Raw genomic sequence first — 13,668 nt, 5'->3', positions numbered from 1 at the left:
CCCTCCCTGGCGGCGTCCGGCGGAACGCCGCTCCGGGTATACATCCGCGCCACGTTGAATGACCATCAGGCTTCGTTTCGTCACGGTGAGTCGGAGCCTTGCTCCCGAGCCGGACTTCCGTCCCCTGTTGAGCGCAGGTCAGGTCACGCGTGGGCCGGCCCCCTCCTGCGCGGCGACAGCCACGAACACAGAACCCTCCTCAGCCGCCGCACCACGTCAAGCATGTCAGCCATTGACTGAGTTCACAAGATGTTCCGGCACTTCTCGGCCATCCGGTAAGCGCCGGACGGCAACTCGTCCGGATATCACCTGCACAACCACTGCCGGCGCAGCGAAGCGCCTGTACACGGCACTGTCACTGACATGCCATACGATGCGCACTCCTGTTCACACCTCTTCCGCTTGAGGATGCTTACGTCATGTCTCTCGGTGTCACGTCCCGTTCCCTGCGCGGTATATCCGCTGTCGTAGCCCTGATCTCGATCGGAGCAGTGGGGTGCTCCGAAACCCTCGACAGCGCAAAGGCCGGCGCCAAGAAGGTGGTTCGCCAGCGATCGGTCTTCTCGCTCTCGACCGGCGACTGCTACAACCCGAACAGCGGGGCGCCCGAGGGCGAGGAGTTCAGCGTCGAGGTCGTGCCGTGCAAGGAACCGCACAAGGGCCAGGTCGTCGGTGACTTCAAGATCGACGGGCAGTCGGCCTACCCCGGCGAGGACAAAATCGCACAGATCTCCGACGAACGATGCCCGGCCGAGGCTCAGAAGTTCACCCCCGACGCCTGGGCCCTGCCCAAGGGCGTCGACGTCTACTACTACAACCCCACCAAGGAGAGCTGGGCGACCGGCGATCGGGCCGTGAGCTGTACGTACGCCAAGGACGCGGGCACGTTCTCCGGTTCGTTGAAGAGCAAGTCCCTGAACGCCGACCAGCTCGCGTACCTGAAGGGCTCGAGCGCCGTCTACGAGGCCCTGGGGATGAACCAGCCCGAAGCAGAGCAGGTCGAGGACGACTTGGCCGGCTACAAGAAGCAGGCCAAAGCCGTTGCCGCCGCGCTCGGCACTCACCTCACGGCCCTGAAGAGCATTCAGCAGCCGGAGACCGTCAAGCTCCGTGCACGGCTGGAGGAGACCGCCGGTGCGTGGGAGAAGGCCGCTTCGGCCGGTGACACGGACGCCTTCTACCTCGCCTACGACCGGGCCTTCTCCGGCATCAACCCGGACAAGACGGTCGCCGCCCGCAAGGAGCTGAAGCTCGCTACCACCGTCCCGGCCGACGAAGCCGAGGTCTGGGCCGGCTGACCCGGTCGGGTCACGCCGTCCGGCAGGGCCCCTGCCGGACGGCGGGGGCCCGAGGCGGCCGAGCGCTTCCGTAGTCAACTGCGGAAGCACTGACCGAGGCTGAGTCAGCGGTGAGCACGGGCCAAGTCGGGGCTGCGGCCGTCGGTTCCCGACTCGGCTCTTCGCCGAGCACGGCGAGGAGATCTCTGCGAGGTGCTGGACTGGTTCGTCCACACGGCGGCGCCGGATCTGGCACGTCGGCCTGCGTAGGGCCTTGAGACGGGGACTACGTCTCGGCGAAGATGTCCTCGATGGACGACGCGGTGGGGGCACGCAGGAGCCAGCGGCTCAAGGTGTCCAGATCGCCGCAGTCCGTAATACGCCGGCGAGCCTCATCGGGCACGTCGATGCCGGCCTGTGCAAGGAAGAGCAGGATGTCTTCCTTGCGGCCTTCTGCGCGGCCCTCTGCGCGGCCCTCTGCGCGGCCTTCGTCCCGGATCTCTTCCGAGAGGGGTGACTTGTAGAAAGAAAGGTCCACAGCCACCAGGTTCCTCCACTGTTGTGCGGCCGGACGGTTGCCCAGGCCTTGTGCGGTGAGTTCGACGATGGGGTCGACGATTGCTTCCGGTGCCTCCCGCAGAGCGGCAGACAGTGTTTTCAGTATGGCACCGATGTCCGGATCGCCGGCGTGTGTGATCGCGGCCAGTGTGGCGAGCGCCAGGTCCTTGCGGGCCTCGGCCACATCGGTGATCACTGGCATGTTGTGCGGGCCCACGACGAGGGGGCACAGGGTGATGATCGGATGCCCGACGCTGCCGAAGACTGCCGGGCGTGCGGCCCATTCGGCGGTGGCGCGGTCCTGGCAGACGACCAGCAGCAGGGCCTGCAGTCGGTACTTATTGAGCAGGTACATGTAGTAGTAGCCCCAGCTGGCGGGCTTGTCCGGATCCTTCTTGCCCTGGGCCTCGATGGCCAGAAGGAAGGGCTCGCTGTCCTCCATTTCGATGCGCAGCAGGGTGTCGACGCGTCGTTCGAGGGGCCGGTTCTCGGTGAGGTCGGTGGGCATGACGGTGACCGAGGTGGGCGGGTCGATGGCAACGCCCAGTACCTCGGAGACGCGGGAGAACAGTCCCGGGTACTCCTGGAAGATGCGGTGCATCGCCTCGTGGGGCGAGCTGACCATGCGGGGTTCCTTTGGTTGTTGCGTCGGGTGGGGGTATGGCGTTCGCGTCAGGCGGCTTCTGGCACGCCCGTACGGCAGTCGCGGCAGCGCCCAGGCTCCGGAGCGCGGAAGGGCCGGTCGCAGCCGTCGCAGTCCTGGAGGGGGTGCGGCCGTGATGCGGTTACGGGGGCGGGCACCGTCGGGAGCGGGGGTGGCAGGTGGGTGGTGAGGCGGTGGGCGAGGAGGCCCGCCGGTTGTCTGAGGGGTTCGGGGAGGTCGGTGGTGAGGGCGTGGCGTACGGCGTCGGGGTGGGCGTCGCGTTCCAGCCAGGTGGCCACGGCGGGAGTCAGGCGGTGGATGTCGTTCTCGGCCAGCAGCAGGCGGGGTTCGTGGCGACGCAGGTCGGCCAGGAGATCTGCGGCCGCGCGGTGACGGTCCAGGTCGGGCACTTGCGGCTGGGGTAGCGGCGGGCGCGGGGGCGCGGGTGCCTGCTGCGATGCGGGGGCGGGGACTTGCGCCTCCGGCTGGGGTGCGGGAGCAGGGGTGGGCTCCGGTGCCGGGGGCCGGACGGGTGCCGGTGCGGGAGCCGGGGGCGCCGTCACGGCCGGACGCTTGGGGGCTGTGCGGCTGCGGCTGGGCCTGAGCTCGGGCCTGGGCTGCGGCGTGGGCACCGTGGTGCGCGTGGCCTCCGTGCTCGGCTGGTTGTACGAGACCGTGCGGGTGACCACCTGGCCGCTGGGGAGGCGTTCCCGGGTGCGCTGCAAGTAACCGTGGGCCTCAAGTTCGCGCAGGGCGGCGGCGATGCGGGTCTCGCTCTCCGGGAAGCGGTCGGCAAGGAACCTGATACCGATCTTGGCTCCGGCGGGAAGCGACTGGATGTGCGCGGCGAGCCCGATCGCGGTGAGGGACAGCTCGCGATGCTGGGTGAGGTGGTTGCCGACGACCGTGAAGCGGCTGGTGTGCCGGGAGTTGACGTGCACGACACCGGACGACGGCGTAACGCTGCCGCGTACGCGGGACGGGGCGAGAGAGGGCGCGGTAATCTGCTGGGTATCCATCGGGAAGCTCCGAACTTCCTCGGTGGTCAGGCCCTCGATCAGGATTGGCGTCCTGGCCGGGGGCCGTCGCATGTCTGGGGTTGTTGGTCGCCGCGAGCATATGCCGACCAACCAGGCGCGAATCCAGCTGAATTGGCCAAGCTCACCCGTGTGGGTGACGGGAGGCAGGGCGGGTTTGGGAAGGGTGATTTCCCCGGGTGATTTAAAGACCTTTACGTCCTGCGTCGCCGCGTCGCAGGAGACCGGGTCGCGGGATTCCGCGACCCGGTGGTGGCGATGGACAGGGCCGAAAGTAGCGAGCAGGCCGCGCCCCAGGAGCAGCCATGACACTGAACGACATCACTGAGACCATGCACGTGGACGCCCCTCCGGCCGCGGTCTGGTGTAGAAGGGCCCAACCAAGTGGCAAGATCGCCCCGTTGACGCCTTCTGGCGCCGCATGCTTGCATCCCGTCATGTCGTCGCTGGAGCCACTGACGCGCCGCCGCGCTGTGCAACTCGGCCGCCTTCGCGGCGCGCCGCCCTGTGCGCCGGCTCGCGCTGTCCTCTCCCATGTCGGTCTGCCGTCTCAACGATGAGGATCTGTCATGCCTTCACCCATCTCCGCCGCCCGCCACGACGAATCCGCGTACGACCGCCACAGGCTGAGCCAGTGGCTCTCCGGGGACGCCAGGGCGGACGGGGTCACCCGCCGCCGGATGCTGACCCTGCTCGCCGCGACCGCCGCCGGGGCCGCGCTCCCCGTGCCGCACCTCGCCCACGCCGCCGATCCCACGATTGTCAAGCCGCTGCCGCCCGAGTGGTTCATCCGGCGCGGCACCAACGCCGAGACCCGTTGGGAGGCGCTGCGCGGAACCGGCCACCGCACCCCCAACGAACTGTTCTTCGTGCGCAACCACACGTCCACCCCTGTCCTGGATGCCGCCGACTGGCGGCTGAGGCTGTGGGGCAGCGGGCTGCGCGGCGCGCCGGGTGAGGACAAACCGGTGGAGTTCGGGTACGACGATCTGCGCGCCCTGCCCGCCGTGACCCGTACAGCGTTCGTCGAGTGCGCCGGAACCGGCCGCAGCTACTACACGACGCAGCAGGGCGAGACGGTCACCGGCACTCCGTGGACGATGGGGTCGATCGGCGTCGCGCGCTGGCGCGGGGTGCGCCTGGCCGACGTCCTGCGCAAGGCCGGGCTGTCCTCGTACGCCGTGGATGTGCAGCCGCGCGGTCTGGACACCGAGTTCTTCAGCGGTGGCGAGAACCTCGGGCGGGTACGCCGTCCGCTGCCGCTGGCCAAGACGCTGGACGACGTGCTGCTGGCGTACGAGATGAACGGTGAGCCGCTTCCGTACGACCACGGGTATCCGGTGCGGGTGCTGGTGCCGTCGTGGGTGGGGATCGCGTCGATCAAGTGGGTCGGCGACATCGAGGTGTCCACGCAGCCGCTCTACTCGCCCTGGAACACCATCTTCTACCGTCTGTTCGGCCCCGCGTACCCAGAGGAGGGCAGCGCGCCGCTGACCCGGCAGGCGGTCAGGAGCGCCTTCGAGCTTGCGAGCGGGGCGAGGTTCAGGGTGGGGAAGGGGCACGTGCTGCACGGCCGGTCTTGGTCGGGTGCGGGGGCCATCGCGCGGGTCGATGTCAGCACCGACGGCGGGGCGAGCTGGCGGCCCGCCCGCCTCCACGACCGGCCCCGCGCCGGCACCTGGACCCGCTGGTCCCTGACCTGGAAGCCCGACACAGCCGGCGACACTCATCTCCTGGCCCGCGCCACCGACACGGCCGGCCGCACCCAGCCGGACACCGCCGTGGCCAACACGCAGGGCTTTCTGTTCGACGCAGTGGTGCGTCACCCGGTGACCGTGATCTGACCTCCATCACCGCGGGCAGTTCACTCCCGGCCGGGCGTAGGCCTGCAGTCGGTACGCGGCCGGCTGGTGGTGGTCCCGGGGCGATGACCAGCAGCAGCGAGGTCTGCTCCTCGGTCAGGCCCTCGGTGCCGGAGAAGTCCGGGTCGATGCCCGCCGACCTGCTGCGACAGTCACATGCGGCGCTCGTCGACGATCTCGGTGTCGACGCCGTGCTGGATCTGCTGGCCGATGTGGCGGGACGGTCCGACGTACTGGCCGGTGCCAAATTCGAGACCTTCGCCCATCTCGACCGCGTCCTCGGCCTGGACCTCGTCCGCGACGTCGGCCACCAGAACCGTCCGCAACGGGCGACGGCCCCGTGAATCAGGTGGGCGGGCGGTTGCGGGGTGTACGACGCCCTGCCGGCCCCGGCCCCGCGTGCCCGTTCCGTCGTCGGGCGAGGTGCAGGTGTCTGCGACGACGCCCACAGACGCGTCAGCATCTGAGGACGTCGTCCGCGTGTTCTGCGGATTGCTGGAACGCTATGAAGCCGAGCGAGCGGGCTCCGCCATGAGTGCGGCGCCCTTTCCGGGCCGCTTCGCGCGCATGGTGAACAGGAGCAGGCCCGCTGCCGCGAACACAACACCAGTGGCTATGTAAAGCCCCCGTGGTGTCCAGCCGGAGTGGAGCAGCCAACCCGCCGCGGAGGGAGCGACGATGGCGCCCACGCGACCGACACTGATGGCCGCTCCCACGCCAGTGGCGCGGAGCTGCGTCGAGTAGACGCCCGGTGTGAGGGCGTAGAGGCCGGCGATGCATCCGTTCACAGCCACGCCGATGACCGCACCGAGGGAAAAGGCCAGGACGAGCACGTCGGTGGAGGCTGCGAACACTGTGACCAGTGCTCCTGCCAGAAAGAGGTAGGTCCGCAGCACGCTGACCAGGGCGAAGCGCGCGGCCAGTGCACCCAGGAGTGCCGTTCCGAAGATGCCGCCCAGGTTGAGCAGCGTGCCGCCGGTCAAGCCCTGGTTCGAGGACATGCCGGCTTCCACCAGCAGCGTTGGCGTCCAGCTGGTGACGAAGTAGAAGGCCGCCATCACCAGGAAGAAGGCTGCCCAGAGCGTCAGGGTGGGGCGGCGCAGCTCCCCTGCGAGCAGAGGACGGAACCCTGCCGGACGTGAGCGCTCGGCCTGGGGCGAGTCGGGAAGCGCGGTGAGCTCGGGATGTCCCATGCGGCGCGCGAGCGAGTTGACCCTGCCCAGGGCGTTCTTGGGTCTCCTCGTGATGAGGAAGTCAAGAGACTCGGGGAGGAACCAGAAGGTGAGCGGTACGACGACCAGAGTGGCTATTCCGCCGGCCAGGAATACCGATCGCCACCCGTAGTGGTCGATGAGAGCCACGGATGAGAGACCGCCGACTGTTGCGCCGATGGCATAGCCGGTGGAGTTGAGGCTGACGGCGAGGCCGCGCCAGCGCTGCGAGGCGAACTCGCCGGCGATGACGTTGCTGCAGGCGAGAACGGCGCCTATCCCGACGCCCGTCACGAGGCGCAGCGTTCCCAGCTGTTGCCAGCTCTGGCTGGCTGAGGAGAGCATCATGCCGACCGCCGCCACGATCAACCCGGCGAGAATGACGGGCCTTCTGCCGATCCGGTCCGCCCAGGGGGCGACGAGGAGGGCGCCCAGAGCCATGCCGGCCAGACCGCTGCTGAGGAGAAGCCCCAGCGTGCCGGAGTCCAGGTGCCACTCACTGGAGATCGTCTTCCCGGTGAAGGACATGACCAGCACGTCGAAACCGTCGAGGGTGTTGAGAAGCACACAGATCACGATTGCGCGCCACTGGAAGCGGCTCATGCGACCCGTGTCCAGGGCCTCTTGCAAGGCGCTCATCGGACGACTCGCTGAGCGGCGACGAGACTGAAGAACATGTACATGGCGGCACTCCATTGTCGACTGTGGTATGGATGACGGAGGCCGAAGAGGGGCATATGGCCTGTGGTGACTTCGGCTGTCGGCGCAGACATGTTCCGAGCACCTGCGTCCGGTGGCCAGGGCCTTTTCCGTATGCCGGGAAAGCAATCGTGAGGGGCACGTGCACCTCAGGAAACAGGCGTGTGAAGTACCCGCGAGATAGCCCGGCTGCTGGTTCGGACGAGATCTGCCAGGGCTCCCACTGGCATGGAGCCGTGCCGGACGACGAGGGAGACAGCTGCTGCGACCTCACCGGCGGCGGTCGTGACGGGTGCCGCAACCGAGAGGGTGTCGACAGACAGTTGCCGGTCACTCACCGCGTAGCCGCACGTCCGCACTTGCGCGAGGACCCTCCTGAGCTGACTGCTGTCGGTCAATGTGAAGGAGGTGTGGCGCTGAATCGGTTGGGCCAGCGCGGCATCCTGCACATGAGCCGGGGCGTGGGCGAGCAGGACCAGTCCCACGCCGGTAGCCGTGATGGCCAGCCGTCCGCCCACGCGTGTCAGCGTGGGCACGGCGCTGCTGGAGCCGATGCGCTCCACGAAGACGATCTCCGACTCTTCACGGACGGCGAGTTGCACGTTCTCGCGTGTGAGGGTTGCCAGGTCCTCCAGATAGGGCAGCGCGCGCTCACGCAGCCCTTGGGTACGGGGTGCTAGGGAGCCGACCTCCCACAACCGCAGTCCGACGCGGTAGCGCCCGTGCTCGTCCCGTTCGAGGGCTCCCCAGGCGAGAAGCTCTCCCAGCATGCGGTGCACGGTGGACACCGGCAGGTCGGCCTTGCGGGCCAGTTCACTCAGAGACAGATGAGGGTGCTGGGCCGTGAAGGTGCCGAGGATCTGCAGGGCGCGGCCGATGACGGGACCGGTGCTGGTGGCCAAGCGGGGCTGCGGCTGTTGCCGCACGCTGGGCTGGGCTGCTTCAGGAATGCGATAGTGAGGCAAGATGTGACTCCTCATCCGGACCCGGGGCCTGGAGCATCTCGCGCCTGCGTTGATACGCGGGACGTCCGAGCGCCGAGTCGGCCGTCGCCGAGGCAGCCGCTTACCGGGCGTTACGCCTCGTCGTGGAACGGCCTGTCGTCCATGGTGGCAATTCTGCGGAGGATGTCCACGGCCAGAGCCCGCACGCTCGCGGGGAGTGAGCTCAGGAGTTGCTCGTTGACCCGTTCGGCCGGAGGGATCAGTGAGTCGAGCAGCTCGGCTCCCTGGTCGGTCAGACTCAGCAGGGTTCGTCTGCGGTCGTCTTCGTCCCGCACCTGACTCACGTAGTGCTGGTCGGTCAGACGACGGATCATCTGGTTGACCGTGGAGCGGTCCAGCGAGGTGAGGTGCGCGAGTGTGCGCTGGTCGATGCCCGGTTTCTGGCTCAGAGCGTTCAGGACGGAGAACTGCTGGGAGGTGATCTCCCGGGACACGTGCTGGGACCACAGAGCGGTGTGTACCTGTTCCGCACGTCGGATCAGGTGTCCGATGTAGTTGTGCAGATCCAGTGCGCGCGCCACAGTGCTCCGTTCGTCCGCTGCCGAGGTGGTGCCGGCCAAGGAGACGACCGGCACGCCCAGGAGTCTACGAGTGTGCGGCACCACCTCGCGTGCGGCCGACCCGTCAGCGATCTCGGCGCCCCGGACGCTGCTCGTAGGGGGTGGCCCGGGATCCGTCGACGCCCACTTCCAGGCGGCCGACCTGCTCGATCTCCAGAACGACCCGGTCGCCGTGGCTGAGCGGCCCCACGCCGGCCGGCGTGCCCGTCGCGATCACGTCGCCCGGGTGCAGCGTCATGACGGAGGAGGTGTAGGCGATCAGTTCACGGACGCCGAAGATCAGGTCTGCCGTGTTGGTCCGCTGCCGGGTGGTGCCGCCCACGTCACATCGCAGATCGAGGGTGTCCGGGTCCGGGATCTCGTCCGCGGTCACGACCCAGGGGCCGATGGGGGTGAAAGTGTCGAACGACTTCCGCGTGGAGCGGTCCTCGCCGGAACGGACGGTGATGTCCAGCACGCATGTGTAGCCGAACACGTGGTCCAGTGCGTCATCGGCGCTGACGTGCGTGGCGGTGCGTCCGATGACGACGCCCAGTTCGCCTTCCTGGTCAGTGCGCTTGTCGGTGTAGGGCAGGAGGATGTCCTGGCCGGGCCCGATGACGGACGAGTTCGCCTTGAGGAAGACGCCGAGGTCGGCGACCGAGGTGGTGTACTCCATCTCGGCCTTGTGGTCCAGGTAGTTGACCGGCGCGCCGACGATCTTGCCGGGGCGTGGCAGAGGGGCTTCCAGGACTGCCTCGGCGAGCGGGACGCGTGCGCAGCCGGTGAGGTCGATCTCTGTCGCGTCGCCGCGGGCGGCGGTCTCGATGTGCTGGTGGAGCGCACCGGCCGCACCGGGGGTGCCGGAGCCGGCGAGTTGTTCGGTCACATCGACGAGTTCGTAGCCGTCGACGAGTCCGAGTCGCCCCTTGTTGAACAGGGCCAGACGCATCATGGCCTCCTTCTGAGGTGTCGAATGGGCGGATCAGGCGCCGGGGTCGGCGCTTTCCGTGCGGTAGAGGCCGAGGGAGCGCATGACGGGCTCGTCGCTGTAGGAGAACAGGACGGCGTCCTGCGAGGAGGAGGCGTTCAGGTGCCGGTAGGACGTCCAGCCGGGCACGGCGAAGGTGTCGTTCTCGGACCACTCCAGCCGCACGCCGTCCACGATCGTGGCCCCCTCACCGCGTACGACGCTGAAGATGGTGGAGGCCGTGTGCCTGCGTCCGGCTCCTTGGAAGCCGGGGCGCAGACGCTGGATGCGGCAGCCGATGGTGGGCATCACAGGACCGCCCGTCCACGGATTCGTGTACTCCAGGACGATGCCGTCGACGTCGCTTCCTTCGGCGGTGTCAGCGATGCTCTCCAGGGCGCGATGCGTCTCCTGCCAGGTGTAGCGGGTGACGGGGGAGTTGGGCCCGTCCTGGGAGAGCCAGACGGGGGTCAGTCGGCCGTGCAGGAACTGCCTGCTGCCTGCGTCGTCGGGCCGGGTGACAGGCTGGAGACGCTGGGGGTACTGCTCGTAGAAACCGGCTTCGAGAGCGTTGACGAGCGGGTAGTCGAGAGCGTCGAGCCAGAGCATCGGCTCGTCGCCCTCGTGGGTGTGGTCGTGCCAGTGCCAGCCGGGAGTGAGCAGCAGATCGCCGGGGGACATGAAGACCCGCTCGCCGTTGACCGTCGTCCATGCGCCGCTCCCCTCCAGGATGAAGCGGAAGGCGTTGGACGTGTGCCGGTGCGCCTGCGCGGTCTCGCCGGGCAGGATGATCTGCAGGCCGGCATAGAGGGTGTTGACGGTGGCCGGGGGATCTGTCAGGCCGGGATTGACCAGCATGAGGACCCGCCGTTCGGCCTCCTCCAGCGAGAGGGTCTTGGAGAAATGCAGCAGGTGCGGGCGCAGTTCCTGCCAGCTCCAGCGGTAGGGCACTGCGCGGCTGCGCGGCTGGGCGGGGAACAGGTTTCCGTAGAAGCTCCACAGCGGCGCGGCCCCCAGGCCCTCCAAAGCCTTGTAGGCGAGTTCGTCGGTCATCGTCTCCTCCTGCGGTTGCGGGCTCACAGGGCAGGAACGCCGGCCGCGGCCGGTGTCCACGCCCAGGAGATGTCGTCGAAGTCGTCAGGCGTACGGGATGAGAGGAGGACGTTGCGCAGGGTGGCCCCCATGCCCTCCAGGTGACAGATCTCGCCGAAGCGGCGGGCGTTGGTCTGGATACGCGCTGCCCGCTCGCGGCGCTGGGCGGCGTACGCGGTGAAGGCGTCGGCCGGGTCGGGGAACCGGCCGAGTGCCTGTCCCAGGGCGACGGCGTCTTCCAGCGCCTGGCAGGCTCCCTGGGCCAGGTACTGCAGCATCGGGTGGGCGGCGTCGCCGAGAAGCAGGATCCGGCCGTGCACCCAGTTGTCGATGGGCAGGCGGTCGTACAGGGGCCAGCGCCGATCGCGCGACACCAGGGGCAGAGAATCGCGTATGGCCTGACAGGTGCCGGCGAAGCGTTCCTCGAGCTCCGCCTCGGTGCCCCAGTCGTCGGAGTCCGCCGTGTAGTGGTCGCTCTCGAAGACAGCGACCTGGTTGTACAGCTCCCCGCGCCGCACGGGGTATTGCACCAGATGCATGCGGGGCCCGGCCCACACCATCACCGCCTCCGAAGCGGCGTGCTGCGACATCCGGCCGGTCATCTTCTCGGTCGGCAATGCGCCGCGGAAGGCCACGTAACGGGAGCAGACCGGTTCCCCATCGCCCACCAAAGCCTGGCGCAAACGTGAATGCAGGCCGTCCGCGGCAACGACCGCGTCCGCGGTCAGGATCGCCGACGATTCGGCGAAGTGCAGCTGCGCCCCGGATGCGTCCTGTTCGACGTGGGTGACGGTGTGCCCTGTGCGAAGTGTGACGGCAGGATGTTCCTGGCAAGCGGTCAGCAGCGCGGCGTGCAGATCCGTGCGGTGCGTGACCAGGTAGGGATGCGTGAAGCGCTCGGTGTAGGCCGCGCTGCGAAGGTCGAGGGAGGTGATCTGGTCTCCCGTCAGAGCGTCCATCATCACGAGTCGGGGTGGGGCAACCGCGGTGCGCTGAACAGCCGTGAGGACGCCGAGTTCCTCAAGTGCGAGAGAGGCGTTCGGGGCGAGCTGCAGGCCGGCTCCGATCTCGCCGAACTGGGCGGCTCGTTCCACGAGCGTCACGTGGTGCCCGGAGCGGGCGACTGCCAGCGCCGCGGCCAGTCCGCCGATGCCGCCGCCGACGACGGCGATGCGGAGAGGATCAGGAGTCACAGGCATATGGCCTCCTAGCGTCGAAGGAGTGGAGGACACCGAGAGAGGAGGCGGCGAGCGCGGGCCTCTAAATGATCTGTACGTCAATCATTGGTGTACGGATCATCTTGAGACGGTGTTGCCCCGATGTCAATGGGGTGTCGATGGAGAGGTCCACATATCGCGAACCGATGGCTCGGGTGGTGCGCCTCTTGATCAGGGGGTAGCCGTGAGGCTGTCCAGAAGCAGAGGAGCAGAGGAGCGTCGGTGCACGCCGCGATGTCCTCCGCGGTGACACCGGGCGTATGGCGGCCGGGATCGCCCGGCGCATCGTGCGCAGTGGTATCGAGTCCATCGGGCAGAGGCTGGTCCTCCGGAGCCCTGGGCGAACGTTTCCGGCTCCGGTAGCCCGAGACGAGCGAAGGCGGCCGCAGGGTGGTAGAGGCGATGCTGGGGGCTGGAACATCCGGCCGTGCGTCCTGGGCAGTGTGGCCCAGCGGCCCAACGCAACCAGTCTCAGAGGTCGCCGTCGAGCCCTTCATCCGCCTCGGATACTGTCCGCTTGTTCAATCGGGCCCCGAGCCAGGGGCTGCACGCGGGAGGGGCGTCATGAGTGGTGCGGAATCGGTCGACAGTGCGTGGAAGCTGAGCGACAACGAGGGCGGGGTGCTAGCGGGCCGGTGGTGGAAGTGGGCCATGTCCGCCCCTGAGGACCTCAGCCCGGTCCGGGACACAACAGGTGAGCACGCCGCCTGGAAGCAGCCGGACGACCTGTGGTTTCTCGCCGGCACCTACGGCGGCCGCGTGGTGCGGCGCTGTCCGATCCCCTCGGACCGGCCGGTCTTCTTCCCGGTGCTCAATATGCAGCACACCAGGTCGTACTCGAGGGTCCCTCAGTCCCTGACGGTGGCAGAGGCCACGGCATCGCTCAACGGCATTCCGTTGCCGCTTCAGGAGTTCTCCGCGCCGTTCAGGACGGGGCTGACCCAACGCTACGCATGGGGCATCTGGGGCGGCATCGCGTCGCTGACTCCCGGTCAGTACGTACTGGAGATCAAGGCCAGGGCCACGAACGGTTTCTGGGTCGACACGACCTACCACCTGGAGTCGAAGGCCTCCTGATCCGGGCCGCTCTCCTATGGGGTCGGCGCCGTCTCCAAGAGCGTCACCTCCGCCCAGACCGTCTTGGTACAGGCGTCGCGGACTGTGCAGCCCCAGCGGTTCGCGTAGGCGTCAATGAGCAGTAGGCCGCGGCCAGAAGTGGCACCGGTGGGGGTGAAGGGCGGGTTCGGCAGAAGTCGGTCGGGGCGGGTGTCCGTTACCTCGATACGCAGGGCATGGGGCAGGAGCAGCAGCGTCAGCCGGAAGTCGCGGCCGGGTAGGTGGCCGTGGGTGATCGCGTTGGAGGCCAGCTCGGCCGTGATCAGGGCGACGGTCCGGGCCGAGTCGGAGTCGTGCGGGATGCCGCACCACTCGGTGAGCTGCTACACGGCGAGGGTGCGGGCCAGTCGGGCGCCTCGTCTTGTGCTGCTGAGGCGGAGGCTGAACTCTGGCACGGTCGGGCGGGGTTCGGGAGTGATTGCCTGGTGCTTCACCGTGCCATC

Annotated in this window: 13 protein-coding genes; 4 read left to right on the top strand and 9 right to left on the bottom strand. The window is 68.3% G+C overall.

Going from position 1 to position 13,668, the window contains the following annotated elements; genetic code table 11:
• Nucleotides 1-419 precede the first annotated feature (419 nt).
• Nucleotides 420-1,298 carry a septum formation family protein gene (locus tag ACWD6R_RS01590; RefSeq protein ID WP_451816846.1) on the top strand — a complete coding sequence of 293 codons (879 nt, stop codon included), beginning with the start codon at nt 420-422 and terminating at the stop codon, nt 1,296-1,298.
• A 265-nt stretch (nt 1,299-1,563) separates the two neighbouring features.
• On the opposite strand, the gene ACWD6R_RS01585 is transcribed toward ACWD6R_RS01590, so the two are convergent.
• Together ACWD6R_RS01585 and ACWD6R_RS01580 are read right to left on the bottom strand one after the other, a co-directional pair.
• Complete coding sequence (locus ACWD6R_RS01585) at nt 1,564-2,460, bottom strand: hypothetical protein (RefSeq protein ID WP_451816845.1); 897 nt, start codon at nt 2,458-2,460, stop codon at nt 1,564-1,566.
• A gap of 47 nt (nt 2,461-2,507) precedes the next feature.
• Nucleotides 2,508-3,497 (bottom strand): helix-turn-helix domain-containing protein, encoded by a 990-nt coding sequence (locus ACWD6R_RS01580; RefSeq protein WP_451816844.1) that lies wholly within the window; start codon nt 3,495-3,497, stop codon nt 2,508-2,510.
• 587 nt (nt 3,498-4,084) lie between these two features.
• Between ACWD6R_RS01580 and ACWD6R_RS01575 the strand changes: the two genes are divergently transcribed.
• Both ACWD6R_RS01575 and ACWD6R_RS01570 read left to right on the top strand, forming a co-directional pair.
• Entirely contained in the window at nt 4,085-5,359 is a 1,275-nt protein-coding gene (locus ACWD6R_RS01575) for a sulfite oxidase (protein ID WP_451816843.1), read from the top strand.
• Between the two features lie 83 nt (nt 5,360-5,442).
• On the top strand, nt 5,443-5,721 hold the full coding sequence (locus tag ACWD6R_RS01570; protein WP_451816842.1) for a hypothetical protein: 279 nt from the start codon (nt 5,443-5,445) through the stop codon (nt 5,719-5,721).
• A 159-nt stretch (nt 5,722-5,880) separates the two neighbouring features.
• Here ACWD6R_RS01570 and ACWD6R_RS01565 read toward each other — a convergent pair whose 3' ends face one another.
• From ACWD6R_RS01565 to ACWD6R_RS01540, 6 genes are all read right to left on the bottom strand, one after another.
• Nucleotides 5,881-7,227, bottom strand: a complete 1,347-nt coding sequence (locus tag ACWD6R_RS01565; RefSeq protein ID WP_451816841.1) for an MFS transporter — start codon at nt 7,225-7,227, stop codon at nt 5,881-5,883.
• Nucleotides 7,228-7,436: 209 nt separating this feature from the next.
• Nucleotides 7,437-8,189, bottom strand: a complete 753-nt coding sequence (locus ACWD6R_RS01560; protein ID WP_451816840.1) for an IclR family transcriptional regulator — start codon at nt 8,187-8,189, stop codon at nt 7,437-7,439.
• 173 nt (nt 8,190-8,362) lie between these two features.
• Complete coding sequence (locus tag ACWD6R_RS01555) at nt 8,363-8,866, bottom strand: MarR family winged helix-turn-helix transcriptional regulator (protein ID WP_451816839.1); 504 nt, start codon at nt 8,864-8,866, stop codon at nt 8,363-8,365.
• 49 nt (nt 8,867-8,915) lie between these two features.
• On the bottom strand, nt 8,916-9,785 hold the full coding sequence (locus ACWD6R_RS01550) for a fumarylacetoacetate hydrolase family protein (RefSeq protein ID WP_451816838.1): 870 nt from the start codon (nt 9,783-9,785) through the stop codon (nt 8,916-8,918).
• Between the two features lie 30 nt (nt 9,786-9,815).
• Nucleotides 9,816-10,853, bottom strand: coding sequence for a cupin domain-containing protein (locus tag ACWD6R_RS01545; protein ID WP_451816837.1), 1,038 nt, complete (start codon nt 10,851-10,853; stop codon nt 9,816-9,818).
• 23 nt (nt 10,854-10,876) lie between these two features.
• Entirely contained in the window at nt 10,877-12,091 is a 1,215-nt protein-coding gene (locus ACWD6R_RS01540; RefSeq protein ID WP_451816836.1) for an FAD-dependent monooxygenase, read from the bottom strand.
• Nucleotides 12,092-12,673: 582 nt separating this feature from the next.
• Between ACWD6R_RS01540 and ACWD6R_RS01535 the strand changes: the two genes are divergently transcribed.
• Nucleotides 12,674-13,186 carry a hypothetical protein gene (locus tag ACWD6R_RS01535; RefSeq protein ID WP_451816835.1) on the top strand — a complete coding sequence of 171 codons (513 nt, stop codon included), beginning with the start codon at nt 12,674-12,676 and terminating at the stop codon, nt 13,184-13,186.
• Between the two features lie 14 nt (nt 13,187-13,200).
• On the opposite strand, the gene ACWD6R_RS01530 is transcribed toward ACWD6R_RS01535, so the two are convergent.
• Complete coding sequence (locus ACWD6R_RS01530; protein WP_451817055.1) at nt 13,201-13,461, bottom strand: ATP-binding protein; 261 nt, start codon at nt 13,459-13,461, stop codon at nt 13,201-13,203.
• Between the last annotated feature and the right edge of the window lie 207 nt (nt 13,462-13,668).

This window comes from Streptomyces sp. NPDC005151 (assembly GCF_053599875.1).
Note: the sequence above shows the minus strand (reverse complement) of the source record. Positions and strands in the feature narration are given on the sequence as shown.